12 protein-coding genes and 1 other annotated feature are annotated in these 15415 nt (G+C 48.5%); of the genes, 2 read left to right on the top strand and 10 right to left on the bottom strand.

What is annotated here, in order from left to right:
• Positions 1 to 69: 69 nt before the first annotated feature.
• Positions 70 to 2154 carry a DUF5054 domain-containing protein gene (locus MKY82_RS14205; protein ID WP_339296365.1) on the bottom strand — a complete coding sequence of 695 codons (2085 nt, stop codon included), beginning with the start codon at positions 2152 to 2154 and terminating at the stop codon, positions 70 to 72.
• Between the two features lie 292 nt (positions 2155 to 2446).
• Between MKY82_RS14205 and MKY82_RS14200 the strand changes: the two genes are divergently transcribed.
• Positions 2447 to 3301: a protein kinase gene (locus MKY82_RS14200; protein ID WP_339296364.1), complete on the top strand. Its 855-nt coding sequence runs from the start codon at positions 2447 to 2449 to the stop codon at positions 3299 to 3301.
• Positions 3302 to 3402: 101 nt separating this feature from the next.
• Positions 3403 to 3612: a hypothetical protein gene (locus tag MKY82_RS14195; RefSeq protein ID WP_100539335.1), complete on the top strand. Its 210-nt coding sequence runs from the start codon at positions 3403 to 3405 to the stop codon at positions 3610 to 3612.
• 100 nt (positions 3613 to 3712) lie between these two features.
• Here MKY82_RS14195 and aac(2')-IIb read toward each other — a convergent pair whose 3' ends face one another.
• From aac(2')-IIb to MKY82_RS14150, 9 genes are all read right to left on the bottom strand, one after another.
• On the bottom strand, positions 3713 to 4435 hold the full coding sequence (gene aac(2')-IIb, locus MKY82_RS14190) for a kasugamycin N-acetyltransferase AAC(2')-IIb (protein WP_339296363.1): 723 nt from the start codon (positions 4433 to 4435) through the stop codon (positions 3713 to 3715).
• A 174-nt stretch (positions 4436 to 4609) separates the two neighbouring features.
• Positions 4610 to 5986, bottom strand: coding sequence for a Na+/H+ antiporter NhaC (nhaC, locus tag MKY82_RS14185; RefSeq protein ID WP_194542348.1), 1377 nt, complete (start codon positions 5984 to 5986; stop codon positions 4610 to 4612).
• A 230-nt stretch (positions 5987 to 6216) separates the two neighbouring features.
• Positions 6217 to 7302 (bottom strand): aspartate-semialdehyde dehydrogenase, encoded by a 1086-nt coding sequence (gene asd, locus MKY82_RS14180; RefSeq protein ID WP_339296362.1) that lies wholly within the window; start codon positions 7300 to 7302, stop codon positions 6217 to 6219.
• Between the two features lie 198 nt (positions 7303 to 7500).
• Positions 7501 to 7765, bottom strand: a binding site (T-box leader).
• A gap of 112 nt (positions 7766 to 7877) precedes the next feature.
• Positions 7878 to 8945 (bottom strand): hypothetical protein, encoded by a 1068-nt coding sequence (locus tag MKY82_RS14175; RefSeq protein ID WP_339296361.1) that lies wholly within the window; start codon positions 8943 to 8945, stop codon positions 7878 to 7880.
• A gap of 125 nt (positions 8946 to 9070) precedes the next feature.
• The gene (locus MKY82_RS14170; RefSeq protein WP_194542345.1) at positions 9071 to 9721 is read right to left on the bottom strand and encodes a phosphatase PAP2 family protein; all 651 of its coding nucleotides are present in this window, start codon (positions 9719 to 9721) and stop codon (positions 9071 to 9073) included.
• A gap of 325 nt (positions 9722 to 10046) precedes the next feature.
• Complete coding sequence (locus MKY82_RS14165) at positions 10047 to 11645, bottom strand: amidohydrolase (RefSeq protein WP_339296360.1); 1599 nt, start codon at positions 11643 to 11645, stop codon at positions 10047 to 10049.
• 130 nt (positions 11646 to 11775) lie between these two features.
• Positions 11776 to 13008, bottom strand: a complete 1233-nt coding sequence (locus MKY82_RS14160; RefSeq protein WP_194544759.1) for an RICIN domain-containing protein — start codon at positions 13006 to 13008, stop codon at positions 11776 to 11778.
• A 436-nt stretch (positions 13009 to 13444) separates the two neighbouring features.
• Positions 13445 to 13945 carry a VOC family protein gene (locus MKY82_RS14155; RefSeq protein ID WP_194542343.1) on the bottom strand — a complete coding sequence of 167 codons (501 nt, stop codon included), beginning with the start codon at positions 13943 to 13945 and terminating at the stop codon, positions 13445 to 13447.
• 21 nt (positions 13946 to 13966) lie between these two features.
• Entirely contained in the window at positions 13967 to 15304 is a 1338-nt protein-coding gene (locus MKY82_RS14150; protein ID WP_339296359.1) for an AraC family transcriptional regulator, read from the bottom strand.
• Positions 15305 to 15415: the final 111 nt, after the last annotated feature.

Raw genomic sequence — 15415 nt, 5'->3', positions numbered from 1 at the left:
ATGATCCAACAATAAAAAAGATGCGAGTTATAAACTCACATCTTTCGGTTTGTTTCATGATCAGATGACTCACGAATGAGAGTGCAGGCTCAATCTGAACCGATAGTTCATATCATCCTCGAACCACATCATGAAATTCGTACCCCATACGTTGTTATGCAGATTGAAATGAAATCCTCCGGTCAATGAAGCATACGTATTGTCAAATTGCAGCAGCCGCGGTTCTCCCGGACAAACAAGCGGCGCGTCCAAGGTTTCAATGGCCGCCGTTCCGTCCGCCCCCTCATAATATAGGCCCGTGTTGATTCCATGCATGTTCCGGTTGCCGTCCTTTACGACGAATAACGGAGATATGCGTTGTCCGAGCTTATCCATCTTCCAGGCGTTAGGATTATCCACAAGAGGCGCAAACGAAAACCAGCTTGCTTCCGGAAGACGGCATGCTGGTTTGCCCCTCCAGCTTAGACTTACCTCAATGACGGGCTCATTCGCATGGAACGTATAGATCGCGTTCAGTATGCGTGGAGCTCCATACTGTTTGCCGAGATTCTCAGGCAGCTTCAGTTCGGCAGTTACGAGATCATAATCGGCGTACCTCTCCAGATGCAGGGTCCGCAAGGATGCCGTATACTGCCGATGCTCCGGCCGCGGTTTGACATATTCAATGCCCGGCTTGCCGAAATCGTTGTCCGCCCAGCCATGATGAATACCCAGATTGGTCATGTATTCCTTGAAGAAACGGTCGTAGTTTTCTTTGCTGAAGGTTTCATACCTATAAGTGCCAAGTCTCTGATGCTCGTTCGCCCATTCCTTCCCGGATCGATCCATCAATCGGTTGATCGATCCGTCGGCAGCAAAGCTTACCTGAAACTGCCCTAATTCGTAATGCTCGTTCGTTTCAATCGTCTGCTTGTACTGCAGCGGCTCCGAGTCTTGGACGGTATCATGCTGACTCATCCGATCCAGCTCCATTCTCGCTTCAGCTTCCAGCGCTTTCGGAAGCGACTGAACGGCCTCTTCAAGATAATCCCGCTGCTCCTGCCAAGAGCTCTCGTAATGGCTGTATGACCTGATATCATTCGCCTGCTGGCACAGGTAATCGTATTTTCTCCGTTTATTGTCTTCTACGATATCCCGTGCTCTTGCAGCGGCTAAATCCGAGGAGGAATAATTAACATAATCGACGAGATAGACCGAATTGTTCAACCCCCAGGTATGCTCGGGGATCAACATCAGACGGTTGCAGAATCGAGCGTACGCCTCGCTGTCCTTATCCAATTGACCGGATTCGATCCAGCGATCCCGAAGCCTTAGCAATTCACGGTAGCGAGCGATTTTCCAAGGATCCGAGGCAATCCCGTGTATCCACGAATCCCCAATTTCTTCACTCACGACAGGCAATCGATCTTTGACGGTACGCAGTCGCTGGGCAAATGCATCAAGTGTCGAGGCCATGATTTCCGCCCCGGGATAATCCTGCTCCAACTGTTCAAACAATGCACGGATCTCCTCTAGCGTGGATGGACCATGGTTATCATGGGTATGGGCAAAATACAAGGCATCTTCCAGCCCTTCCATGTGAAACGGTTTACCGTAACTATCCGCATAATGGACGATGATCTCCGAGCCATCGGAAGCGCGCCATACAAATACTTCCGGCACCTTGGGATTCTTGGATACCATATTAACGCCCAAATGCAAATATTGTATGCCGTGTTCTGCCAGCAGTGGGACCATGGCAAGCGTATGGCCCGGAACATCCGTCATTTTAGCGGCGATCGTGGACTTTCCGTACTTTCGATCCAAGTCGTCCGAAATGGACATTCCGAATTCGAATAACCGGGCATCCATGATTTCCGTATGCGTTGTAAACGGCAGCCCGTGCCAAGCAATGCGCCCCTCCTCTATGGCTTTTTCCATGCGCGCCCGCATCTCAGGAGAAGACGTTTGCAGATATTCATGGATTAACCACGAGCCGGTCGTCCATATGAATTTTGCGTTCCCCTCTTCGTTAGCCAACTGTTCGGACAGCTCCAAGGCCTGGGGGATGAAATGCTCCATATACCGCTCGATTACGTTCTTTCCCAAATCGGTAAACCCGATGTCCAGATGGGTCTTAAATACGACATGAACTCTTTTGATTGATGCTGTCATGCTTCACTGCCCCTTTCCACCATAAATGGCTAACCACGAACTTTGAGCCCAATTTTACAAGAGTGCAACGAACAAGTCTTTGCATGAAAGGGTCATGCTTTTGCAAAATAAGGACACCTGATCGTAACTCAGATTGAAGACCAGACATACTAAAAACCTCCAATCGAATGAATCTCGACTGAGCCCCGGCAGTTAGCTGAACTATCTTTAGTTAAACTTATCATGTACGATAAATAGGAATAGCACTTGCTCCGGAAGATCAAACGGACCCAAGGGAGAGATTGGAATCGATATGCGCTTATTCTCATACTTAAGCTCCTTTATAAACGCTTGGCGGGATTACCCGGCTGAACAAAATACGGTACTGGGGAATCGTTACACTGTTCAACAGAGGATTGGGGAAGGAAGTTACGGCATCATCTATAAATGCAGGGATCAACAGAGCGGAAACGTGGTGGCTGTTAAACAGTCGAGACCCAGCAAAGGCGATTACGCCAAAGAATTGCTGAACCGTGAGGCAGCGATATTACGTTCTCTCCAACATCCGCAAATTCCGGCATATCGGGATTTTTTCACAGACAACCGCCATACTTATCTGGTCATGTCTTATATGAACGGTGATACGCTTGAAGATTTAATATTCGAACAAGACATGAAATACGGAGAAGTCGAATGCATCGAGATCACGCTGCAGCTTCTGAAGCTGGTCCGATACATACACGACCAAGGCTATGTTCATCTTGATCTGCGGATTCCGAACGTACTGTTTAAGGATGGCAGGATCCAACTTATTGATTTCGGACTCGCGAGAAGGATTGGTGAGCCCCCTCCGCTCCAAGCACCTGTACGGAAAAAGTTCAAGGCAGACAGCTCGGCGTCCTCTGTTCAATATAAGGACTCGAAGGAAAGCGAGGATCTCCGCGACATCGGTCACTTTATGCTGTTCATGCTCTATTCCACCTACGAACCGGATCACAACAACCGGGGTGCAACCGTGGAGCGAAGCTGGCAGGAAGAACTTCATCTTTCGATTGAACTGCAGAACATGATTAGACGCTTGATGCAATTGAGTGAACCTTACTCAAGTTCTTTGCAGTTCATGCACGAGCTGAAGTCGCTCGCTAAAGCAAGAGACTACCCCTCCTGATAAGAAGGGCAGCCTTTAATTTGATTATGGGGTTTCATTTATGTTACGATCCGATTAAATTATATGGAATGATGACGAACAAGAAAGGAGGATGTTTTCGCATGTTAAGAAAGATCATGAATAAGCTTCTCCACTCTACATCCCATAGTCATGGCCGTAAGCGTTACAGCAGTTCCGCGAAGAATTATGGAAGAAAATACAGCAGCAGTCATGGCTATTCGCGTCGTAAAGGTTCCTCATCCGATTACAAACACAGGCATGGCAACCAAGGTCATGGCTATTATAAGAACAGAAGAGGCAGCTCGAGCTAATCATTTCACATCATCATGGAGTACTTCACTTCATCCCTCAACTTTATTGAGGGATTTCTTTATGGCTTCATACAGTAAGGAGTCTACGCTGCCCAGCATGTCATCTGATCGTGAAGTTAACCCCGTAATAGGACAACCCTAATTTATTTGCCACTCTCCGGGAAGAGCTATTTTCCCATAAAGTACTGTACAACGCCAGCGCGCCCATCTTTTGCACCTCTATGGCCCATCCGGCAACAACAGCAGCCGCATAACCTCTTCCACGACATTCCTCTAACGTTTCAAGCCCAGCTTCGTGAGCTCGTTCTGTAATCCGAACGCTGCGGCAAACCGATACCACCCTATTCTCATGAATGAGCGCAACACAAGGCTGGTCATAATCGATTTCCGTGGTCAGCCATTCAAAACCGTCGAGCGAATATTCGCGAATATTTCCCGGGGTGATCCTTACCGTCTGATTGACCTGCGTTGTTTGATCAGGTATCCAATAACAAGGTCCGCTCGAATAGTGCTCAGTGCGAAGGAGGTTCATATAAGCTGCAAAATGTTTAGGCCTCGTCTGAACCTCTTCAGTTACGATCGGCTCATCTTCAACCAAAGCCCTCAATTGCCCGGCAATTCCTGCGGGAACATCATGACGAAACCTGCAGATCGAAGAGCCGTCTATCGTTCGACCCATGAAAAACCTCGGGGCTAGCTCCTCTCCCGGCCAAGGCTCGTTAATAAAGCGAATTCGCATATCCCGGTCATGCGTAAACATCGCCTGAACATGCAATTCCATCAGCGCCGCAGCGGTTAGCTCGTTATCTTTCCTATGGTTCATGCTAATATCCCCTCCCGTAAGAATGAATCCGCGATTGTTGGCTGCACATCACTTTCCATCATATCAGTTGTATCGAAGAACAGGTTGGGTCTAAATCGCTTAAATCAAAAAGACCCTGTCTCCCCTATCCGGAAGGCAAGGTCAAACAGAGGATCCATGTTTATTCGGTTACCCTTAGATCTTCCTGCCCAGCGAGTTCCGCTGTAATCGCGGTATCAAGGCATAGGCAAATGTAAAGAGCGGGCTTAACCACAAGAAAGTTGCATACGGCGCATATTCAATGACCGGAATTCCAAGCGTAGCAGCGAAGAAGGCACCGCTTACCCCCCATGGTATCAGCGGGTTAACAAGCGTACCGCAATCCTCCAATGTACGGGACAACGTCTTCGCCGGAAGATCTCGGCGGACATATTCCTCCTTGAACATTTGACCAGGCAAAAGGATCGATAAATACTGCTCACCTGTCATGCCATTGACCGCAATCGCAGACGCCCCGGTCATCAGAACGATACTGCTCTTCCGCTTCAGCGGCTGCATGACTTTGCGGAAGAAGGCTTCAATGACGCCGCAATGCTGAAGCAGCCCTCCCAAGGATAACGCAATCAATATCAGCGATACGGACCCCATCATCGATTGCAATCCGCCGCGGTTGACAATGGAAGCAACGGTCTCGTTGGCGATCGTGCTCTTGTAACCGCTCTGCATGACGCTGAACCAGACATCGACTGCCGTCTGCTGTTGAACGAAGGCCGTTACGATGAGTCCGGTAACAATGCCGACAATGATCGTAGGGAGGATCGGAATCCGCTTGACGGAACAGGCAATGACCGCAATCGGCGATAGCAACGTTAGCCAATGAATATGGAATCCGTCATTCAGCGCAGCCTTGATTTGAATTATCGATGTTAAATCCAGGCTATTCGCCGTTGGTGCCAGCAGGAAAAAGATCGTTGTCACGATCAGGGCCGGCACCGTAGTGTACATCATGTTGCCAATGTGGGTGAACAAGGATATGCCGGCGACCGCCGGAGCAAAGTTCGTTGTGTCGGACAGCGGCGACATTTTATCCCCAAAGCAAGCTCCGCAGATCACCGCTCCTGCTGCCAGTGCCGGAGAAATCCCGGTCGTTACAGCAATCCCCATGAAGGCAACGCCAACCGTACTGACCGTCGTGAAAGAGCTTCCGGTAAACATCGACACCACGATGGTCACGTATAACGCACTCACGGCAAAATAATGCGGTTCAATATAATCCATTCCATAGTATAAAATGGTCGGGACGGTGCCGCTCATCATCCATACCGCAATCAGAATGCCGATGAGCGAAAGGATGAGAATCGGCATAATCGCCGTTTGAATGCCTTGAATGATTGCGGATTCCAGATGCTTCCAGGAAAACCCGAACAACCGCAGCAAGGAGGCGATACCCACGGTTGTTGCCAGAAGCGGTATATGCGGCTCTGCCTTAAGAAGAAAGATAGAGACAAACAGTACTGCCAGTATAAACACAATAAGAATGATGCTTTTTGAGAAACTGAGATGTCGTTCCATGGTGCTAAGACTCCTTAAACTTGGTCATGACAGGGCTTCTTCCCGTCCACTTGACTATATAGATGAACTTTTTTGCTTTTATGCTTTTCGGCTTCTTTGCTTTTTTGCATTGAAGCGCGAATTACACTATATACGATACACACGAACTTCGTCAATGTACGAACCATGAACAATGACCACAAAAAGGCGACTGCATCAAGCAGTCGCCTTTTTCTTAATGAGTATAGTTATTATTTCGCTTGAATGTAACCTTCGGCTTTCAGCAGTTCAGCGATCAGAACAGCTCCGCCAGCCGCGCCGCGCAGCGTATTATGCGAGAGTCCTACGAATTTGTAATCGTAGAGGGAATCCTCACGCAATCTGCCCACCGATACGCCCATGCCGCGCTCGATGTCACGGTCCAGTTTCGTCTGTGGGCGATTCTCTTCCTCGAAATACGTAATGAACTGCTTCGGCGCACTTGGAAGATTCAGCTCTTGCGGTCTTCCCTTAAACTGCTGCCAGCGGTCCAGAATTTCATCCTTCGAAGGCTTGTTCTCGAACGATGCAAATACGGTAGCTAAGTGACCATCGGTTACGGGTACGCGAATGCATTGCGTCGTAATCAATGGCGATTGGGCTTTCACGATCTCACCGTTCACGACGCTGCCCCAAATGCGCAGCGGCTCCTGCTCGCTCTTCTCTTCCTCCCCGCCGATATACGGTATCACATTGTCCAGCATATCCGGCCAATCGGTGAAGTTCTTACCGGCACCGGAAATCGCCTGATAGGTGGAGGCAACAACCTGGGTGGGTTTGTAATCAAGCAAAGCGTGAAGCGCCGGTACATAACTCTGAATGGAGCAATTCGGCTTCACGGCAATGAAACCGGTTGTCGTTCCCAGACGTTTGCGCTGCGCGGCAATCACGTCAATATGACCCGGATTAATTTCCGGAATGACCATTGGAACGTCAGGCGTCCAGCGATGGGCGGAATTGTTGGAAATGACGGGCGTCCCCGTTTTGGCATAAGCTTCTTCCAATGCCTGTATCTCATTCTTCTTCATATCAACCGCGCAAAATACAAAATCAACCTCTTCCGCTACCTGTTCCACTTGTGAAGCATCCTGCACAATGATGCCTTTCACCTGCTCGGGAATTGGCGTGGCAAGCTTCCAGCGGCCCTGAACCGACTCTTCATACGTTTTGCCGGCTGAGTTTTTGCTGGCAGAAATGGAAGTGACTTCGAACCATGGATGCCCATCCAGCAGTTGCATAAAACGTTGACCGACCATACCCGTTCCACCGACAATACCGACTTTAAGTTTTTCAGACATTCGTTACTCATATCCTTTCAATAGTGGCGTCATGTTTCCCATACATCGACTTTGATCTACCGTACGGACAAAAGCATGCAGTAAATGAGCTTCTTCTAGATAACTATTCAATCCGGCGTGATTCGTGTAGGTACCCTACCTTGAACCATCATATTTCTTTTGATATAACAAAAAAATCCCACCCCCAAGACCATAAGTCTTAGGGACGAGATTGTTATACTCGCGGTACCACCCCAAATTTGCCAATATGTCACCATATTCGCCTCATCGAGTACGGCATTACACGGTAATGCAGATACTCTAGCTCTATAACAGGAGCTCCTGGCACACCATCCGCCTCTCAATGAGGGTTCCATGTGCTGCTCTGAGTCTTTTTTCAATAAAGAACGCTTTGCCCCTTTTCAGCTGCCGGAGCTCTCTGTACAAGAATTCGTTTATTTACTCGTCTCTTCATCGCATTTGTTATGATTATTATATATAAAACCATTTCGGCGGTAAACCTTATTTATTAAATTTTCGGAAAACTCGGCTGATTTCATGAGCTGTTCCATCGATGCACACCTGTCGGAACCATTTTATGGCTGAAGTCGCAGTGCCTCCAGTTCCATTTCCCGGCGGATCGCCATTTCCATCCTCGTTCTTAATACTATGTATTGATTCACCATCGGGTGATCGTATCCCAAAACATGTTGGATCCGGCCTATCATGGAATCATCTTCATACTCGTTGCTCCATTGAAACAACTGCGCGTAGAGATCGGAGAACCGCTCATTATTCGTCGCAGCAAAACGGAGAGGATGAAGATCATCACTCAGCTTCACTTCCATCAAATCATGCAGCACCTGCAGGCTGTGAACAATGAACGCCTCTACCTCTAACGTCTCATTTTTATGTAAATCCAGCGGCATCCTATCCTTCATATCCGAAATAAGCTGACTGAACGTCACTTCGGACATTTGCATGGACATGTAGCCCCACCAGTGACTTCCGGTTCCGGTTGCATCCATCTCCCATTTCGGTTCCATCAAAATACGTCGGACCTTCGCCTGTTGCGATCGGCCAAATGCAGCGATGCCCAGGATCAATCCCGCATTGCAATCCGTAGAGGCCTGCTCCCCCCACTCCATAAGACGGGGAACCATCCGGGCATCGGTGAATTTGAAACATAGCGCCGGGAGAAATTCGGGAAAAAGCGGTTGTCCGTAAACCCGCTCCATCTCATCAGCGAATATCTCGCCATAACGCTCGCAAGGGAGATGCATCAAGCCGATACAGGCAGCTTTCGATAAATACCAATCAATTGCGGTTATGCACGCCACCATATAATCCATCATGCGGTCATAGTCCAAGTACCCGAGAACATGCAAAATCTCGCCAGGCATGTTCTCCTTAAGTTTCTTCCCATCAAAACAAACACGCGCTATATCCTCTGCCAGCTCCTGATCTCCGCATCTCATAATCGGATCAAGCAGCAGGGAACGCTTGTAATCGGAAGGCTCCTCTGCAAACAGTCGGAATAAGGCGGCTGCGTCATTCCGGTCACCATACAGGGAAGTGATCCGGCAGTATGATGCCAGAATCGTTCCATCCATCCTGGGATTGTTCTTGAAATCTCTGATGAGCTTTTCGGTGTTCCGAATCATTCTTATGGCTTCTCCTGTAACATGATGATGACATTTTTTCCTATAAACGCGGCTTTTATCGTTCGATTTCGTACACAATGCTTGCAAGTTAAACGGCTTTCGGTCTATCCGGACTTTCATTGCTCCTACATATTCTCCCCGTGGACGATAACTCCCCGGTTTTTAGCACGGTGTCCTATAGATAATTTCCCTACCCCAAACCACAAAATCTCAACTAGTGCGATGGCACCCGCCACGTCCAGCAGGACATGCTGTTTCACGAATAGCGTGGACACAATGATCGACCAAGCAAAGATATGCACCGCCACCCGATCTTTATTCGTAAAGCCTGCACTAGCTGCTGCCCCTTTTATCATCAAGTAGCTGGTCAGAACATGGATGCTTGGGAAACAGTTGTACGGATTGTCGGTGCTGTACACCAGATTTACCAACCGGTCAAGAACCCCTGTGCCTACAAGCAGCGGCCGCTCTACCGTCGTCTGGAACAAGAAAAAGATAATGTAACACGCGATGAGTCCAATACACTGGGTCAATAGTGTTCGATAATATACATTTCGGTCTCTGGAACAGAACAGAAACAGCATAATAATGATAAAAGGGTACCATACCAGATACGGTATAATGAATATCGGTACAAACGGAATTGCAGAGTCAAGATCCGTCATTAAGCTTTTTACCGGCGTATGTGCATGGTTCAATATCCCATAAAAAATGTTAAGCACAGGAATGGCCAGGATCCATAACAGCGGGAGATATGTCTTCCATTTTAAGTTCATTGGCTTCCTCCCTTCTTCGACTCTTCAGTCTCTTTAAATATATGAAACAACGACGCAATTGCGCCTGTTTTTCACACTAACCAACGATGTAGCCGTTATATCCCATGGTTTGAATGTTTATCCGGATAACCCACATGTTCTCTAATCTCCACTAACGTTTTGCTTAAGATCATCCCCTCATGCTGTACGACGATTTTGCCGGCAACTTCACAATATACCATGTCGTCAAGTAAGGCTCAAGTCGATAACCCATCTCTGTGTCATTAAAAATCATCCATAAATACAAATCGAGCAAGTCCTTTGCTGGACTGCTCGATTGGATAAGTTACTGCGTATAACCGATTTCCCCGTTCACAATCGTCATTCTGATCTTCGTCTTCAGCAGTTCATCCGGATCCATAGCATCATGCAAGCAACGATCCACAACGGTAAAATCAGCATATTTCCCTATTGCTATCGTTCCCCGCTGCCCTGATTCTCCGGCCGCCTTGGCACCACCGATCGTAAACAATTCAATCGCTTCCGTTAAGCTCAGCTTTTCCTCCGGCATATATCCATCATGTCTCTCATCCGGCTTCCGTCTCGTCATTGCAGCATGAATCCCGAGCAGCGGGCTTAGCGGCTCTATGGGAGCATCGCTTCCTCCGGGACAAGGCAGTCCGGAGCGCAGCCACTTCTTCCACGCATACAAATAGCTTGTCCGATCAGGGCCCACACGCTCCAACACCCAAGGGAAATCGCTGGCTACAAACCGGGGCTGCAGGTCAACGGCCAGATTCAGCTTACTCATTCGCTTCACCGTATCCGGGTGTACAATTTGGGCATGGATAAATCGGTCCGGAAGTTTCGAATCCCGACTTAATGGATAAAGTTCAAGCACATCCGTCATCAACGCTGCCGCGCCGTCCCCAATCGCATGAAATGCAACGGGAAAGCCCAGATGACGCGCTCTGCCAACGATTTCCCTTAGCTCCTCTAAAGTATGCATAGCCAGCCCCCTAGTATGAGGCGCATCATGGTAGGGATCCTTTAGCAGCGCCGTTCTTCCGCCAACCGCCCCGTCCGCGAATAATTTGACGGCCCCAATACGGTTCCAATCGTTGCCGCTGCCCGGCTTAAGGCCCAGCTCTTTCATTTCATCAAGATAACCATGAAACATCAGCTGATGGGTACGAAAGTGCAGTCCCTCCTCTCTTAGCTCTCTATGAATCCGCTGCATTGCTTCCACACTTCCAAGCAAGCGGAGATCCTCCGTATGAGCTGCCGTAAGGCCTAAACGCAGCGCATCACGGCACGCCTCCAGCATCGCTAATTTCAGGCTGGCGGGATCAGGCTCCGGCTGCACCATGGCAAAAGGTATCGATGCATTCTCGTAAATGCGGCCGTTTAACCGACCATCGGCATCCCGGCCGAAAGCGCCGGACTCCGGATCTGGCGTGTCTGATGTAACACCCGCTCTTCGGAAGGCTTCCGAATTACCAAGGTAAGCATGGAAGCAGGTCCTGGTTAGATAGACTGGATGTTCCGTTGTCATGTCGTCGAGTTCCTGCATGCTCGGAATCTGACGGTCTGGAAAGTTATGTTCATTCCAGTTCAACCCCATGATCCACTCGCCAGGCTGCGTAACCGCGACCCTTTCCCTAAGCATAGCCAGCATCTCTTCCTTAGAGGTAGCCTCAGTGAAATCAAGCATGCCAAGCTTCAGTCCATGCATACCGAGATGCATATGCGCATCGACCAGGCCAGGTAAAACGAAGGCGCCATCCCAATCCACCGTTCGATACTTCCGATCCGCCAGCTGAAGTCGCAGGTCGGCTGCGCTTCCAATAGCACGAATGATTCCGTCTTCCACAAATATCGAATCCACTGTTGAAGCGCTATGGGGTAAAAAGAGATTTCCGTTCGTAAAAAGAACTGGTTGCATGTTTCCTGATTCCTCCGGATTTTTCCATCCATTATACCAAACGGGCATGCAGCTCGTCAGCCGGAACAGGAATAAGCCAACCTTCTTCATAACCAAACAAGCAGCCCCTTACGGAGCTGCTTGTCCAAGTTTAGTTAATTTTGGTGAACATCCATTTCTGCGCATCCGTACCATTATCCGTCCACTGCTGGACAACCGCCCCATCTGCTGTGGACGCACTGGCTACATCGACTGCCAGTCCGCTTACTTTGGACACAAGTTTGTAATACCCTCCGCCAACATCAACGATTCTCCATCGCTGCGCATTCGATCCATTATCGTCCCATTGCTGCAGCTGAACGCCGGTGGCTGTGGACGAATTCGGCACATCAAGAACCTTTCCGCTGTGCACGGCTGTGAGCTTGTAGTACCCGTCTCCGGTGCTTTCTACCCTGAATCTTTGATTATTGGCAACGTAGTTGGTCCACTGCTGAATCTTGGCTCCCCTTGCCATGGAGACATCCACAACATCCATCACTTTGCCGCTCGCCTTGGAAGCGATCGTGTAAATCCCATCACTGATCACGTTCGATGCACCACTGTCTTGATACACGCGTACATAATCCACCAGCATCTGCGATGGGAACGGCGTGGAATTGTTCGGACTTCCAGGCCAATTTCCGCCGACTGCCAGATTCAATAATAGAAAGAACGGGCGCTGGAATTCCTCGGTATTGCCGGTTCCATTCTCAATATAGAATTCATTGAACTGCTGACCGTCTACAAACCAACGAATATATTTGGAATCCCACTCTATGCTGTAGACATGGAACTGGGAGAAATCCAAATTGCCGGATACTCGTCCATATTCGGCATGCCCTCCTGCATCCCAGTGTACGGTACCATTCACGTAAGGGTTATGGTTTACCCGTTCCATAATGTCAATTTCTCCGCTTTTCGGCCAGCCGATCGAACTGATATTGCTTCCCAGCATCCAGAACGCCGGCCATAGACCTTGACCCGATGGCAGCTTGATCCGCGCCTCTACTTTCCCGTAAGTAAAGCTCTTCAAATCCTGGGTTTTGATCCGGGCAGAAGTGTAGTTCATCCCGCCGTAGGATTCCTTCTGCGCTGTAATGACAAGGTTACCGCCAGTTACCTGAACATTCTGTGCCCGGTCGGTATAATACTGCAGCTCATTGTTTCCCCATCCGCCGCTGCCGGTACCGATTTCCGGTGTCCAATTGGCTCTGTTGAGCGAGGTCCCATTGAACTCGTCACTCCATACCAAATTCCAGTTCGGTGCGGCATTGACTTTGTTGACAGGCATTAGAACGACCAGAAGACTGAACAGTATAACGACACTTATTCCTTTTCTTAGCATCATGTTCCCTCCTAATTATGATCGAATTAAAGGCTTCATGGATACCAGTGCACCTCATAGCTGTTCTTCTAGCGAACCGTCTACTAAGCTTCGTGTCACCTCTCTTTCTCGTTCTCTATGATTTGCCATGCAACCAATCTATGATGGTAAATCCACTTGTTGTTCGAGGACATTACGTAAAATAATGCGCTTACATTTCCATTATAGGTTCATTATATACCACTATCAACCTCAATTTATATTTTTTTACATTTATATCAATATTCCATAGTTCCTATCCTATCAAAAAAGCCGGTGCAAGCCCCGGCCTAGAGTTCCTTCAATATCTACCTTTTACTACCACCAATGTTTTTTTCAGTGAATGGAACATTCCCAAGCTCGACGTACCCTTTTTACGTAAATCGCAATCTCATGTATGGTTTCAAAATCGGGTTACTTATTCACGACATATCATAAGTTTGTTTCCATCGGGATCCTTTATGACGAACCAATGATGATGTTCAATTTCCGTCACGAGCTCTACTCCGAGCTTTTTCATGTAAGCTAACGATCCTTCCAGATCTTCTGTCAGCAGCATGAACGCAGGAGTATCGATAGATGGGGCTCCCCCCGGCTGATCTCCTCCCCACTTCGGCATGGTATCCAGAATCACGCCCGTTCCTTCCATGGGCAAAGGGCATAAATGACCATTCATCACCTGGCAATCATCTTCCGCTATTCCGAGTACACGGCAGTACCAGCTGCGCGACCTTTCGATATCCCGAACCGGGATGAATATGCTGCCCACTTTGTTCTTAATCGGACTTACCTCTGCATAGTTGAGATTATCACGCACTTCGCTCATATTTTTGCCTCCATGTATCATTTTTAACACGCGTGGTGTCGTAAACGGACGATACCCCTCCGGCTGCACTCTTTCGATAGGCAATCGGCCCATGAACTCCCTCCATTCTTATGCTCATGACATGATTTGAACAGGAACATAACACTTCACTCTGATCATCCCGAGATCCGCCTCTTCTTTAGGCAAATAACTCGCATACCAAAAGCGTCCTGGATCCGGCCTATACTCGGTTGACATATCGAGCCATCGATCCACTCTTTCAAGTACACCTGTCATCGTGCCAGCGGCACCTGACTCCAGACAAGCATACATTCCGCCTTCAAGCTCAACTTGTAGATCTGCTTCTTCACAGGAAGGAAGAAAATCCTCAGGAGGAGCTATATAAACCTCATAAACAGAGCATTCATCCAGCAGTCCACCGTCACAGTGCATGAATATGCGGATTCGCGAATCTTCCATCAATCCATTACGGCATAACCAGGCAATGGAAGCTTCATCCGCTTGTTTGACGCAATCTATACCCGTCCTTCGAAAGCGCATCACCTTAAGCGAAGACAACTGCACGATTTCAATAGGTTTCACCAGCTTGCTTCGTTCCACCGGAAGATAAAGCTTCATCCGAACAATTTGATCCCGGTTCAGCGCATATTCTTCAATGAACTCATGCTTTCCTTGCTCAAACACACTGCGGGGCAGCCACTCGGAGAACAAACGGTTCCAGGTGTTTTGAATACTGTCTTCCGCTACCGACGGCGTTCGGGCCACTGCATACAATCCACCCGCAAGCGTCAGGGAATAAAGTTCCGAATGCTTCATCATCTCGGCTTGCTCCATCGTGCCTACAGCCAGCAGTTGATAACCGAAGGGCTTGGTTTCACCTTCCATGTCCACGTTCCAACCGAAGAGCCTCAGCCCATTGAGATCGATACGGTGTGATGACAACCGTTCGCGAAAATGATCGATCGCAGCGGTCTCTATACCCTCCTCATACTCGGAAACGAAGAGATGGCCGATCCCTTGCTGAGGATTCAGACGGATGACCCTTACTTCAGGAAATCGTTCTGATAAGGCCCGCTCTTCCAAATAGCTTACATGCTCTTTCAGATTCATCCGTTCGAAGCTGTAAACCACCTGAGATCTTCGATATTGTCCTGGAGTCTGTCCCGTGAGTCTCTTGAAGGTTTTAATGAATGTCGGATACGACTCAAATCCGCAGCGGTACCCGATATCGATGGTCGGCAAGTCGCTATTTCGCAAGCAGTTGGCGGCTTCGTTGATTCTGCGTTTACGTATGTATTCCTTAATGGGGTGTCCCGTCAGGCTATGAAACAAACGGTATAAATTGGGCAGCGACATGGCCGCCACGCCGGCAATCCCCTCAAGTGTCAGTGATTCCGTCAGATGATCCTCGATATAATCAATGGCGCGTTGAACGATTTCACCGCTCTGCATTTCAAATCCTGTTGCCCCCTATCAAGTTGGATTGGCTATGAGGTCATCATACCAAATTCCTTGCAGCAAGAACTGTACTTTTTTATCAAAAAAACAATCTCGCTTTTATTC

The sequence above is a fragment of the Paenibacillus sp. FSL W7-1279 genome (assembly GCF_037969845.1).
In the GTDB taxonomy this organism is placed as follows: domain Bacteria; phylum Bacillota; class Bacilli; order Paenibacillales; family Paenibacillaceae; genus Paenibacillus_AQ.
Note: the sequence above shows the minus strand (reverse complement) of the source record. Positions and strands in the feature narration are given on the sequence as shown.

What these genes read in the sequence shown, in the direction of transcription:
- MKY82_RS14205 (WP_339296365.1), bottom strand. Translation starts at nt 2,154, where the DNA reads ATGACAGCATCAATCAAAAGAGTTCATGTCGTATTTAAGACCCATCTG.
- MKY82_RS14200 (WP_339296364.1), top strand. Translation starts at nt 2,447, where the DNA reads ATGCGCTTATTCTCATACTTAAGCTCCTTTATAAACGCTTGGCGGGAT.
- MKY82_RS14195 (WP_100539335.1), top strand. Translation starts at nt 3,403, where the DNA reads ATGTTAAGAAAGATCATGAATAAGCTTCTCCACTCTACATCCCATAGT.
- nhaC (WP_194542348.1), bottom strand. Translation starts at nt 5,986, where the DNA reads ATGGAACGACATCTCAGTTTCTCAAAAAGCATCATTCTTATTGTGTTT.
- asd (WP_339296362.1), bottom strand. Translation starts at nt 7,302, where the DNA reads ATGTCTGAAAAACTTAAAGTCGGTATTGTCGGTGGAACGGGTATGGTC.
- MKY82_RS14175 (WP_339296361.1), bottom strand. Translation starts at nt 8,945, where the DNA reads ATGATTCGGAACACCGAAAAGCTCATCAGAGATTTCAAGAACAATCCC.
- MKY82_RS14170 (WP_194542345.1), bottom strand. Translation starts at nt 9,721, where the DNA reads ATGAACTTAAAATGGAAGACATATCTCCCGCTGTTATGGATCCTGGCC.
- MKY82_RS14165 (WP_339296360.1), bottom strand. Translation starts at nt 11,645, where the DNA reads ATGCAACCAGTTCTTTTTACGAACGGAAATCTCTTTTTACCCCATAGC.
- MKY82_RS14160 (WP_194544759.1), bottom strand. Translation starts at nt 13,008, where the DNA reads ATGCTAAGAAAAGGAATAAGTGTCGTTATACTGTTCAGTCTTCTGGTC.
- MKY82_RS14155 (WP_194542343.1), bottom strand. Translation starts at nt 13,945, where the DNA reads ATGGGCCGATTGCCTATCGAAAGAGTGCAGCCGGAGGGGTATCGTCCG.
- MKY82_RS14150 (WP_339296359.1), bottom strand. Translation starts at nt 15,304, where the DNA reads ATGCAGAGCGGTGAAATCGTTCAACGCGCCATTGATTATATCGAGGAT.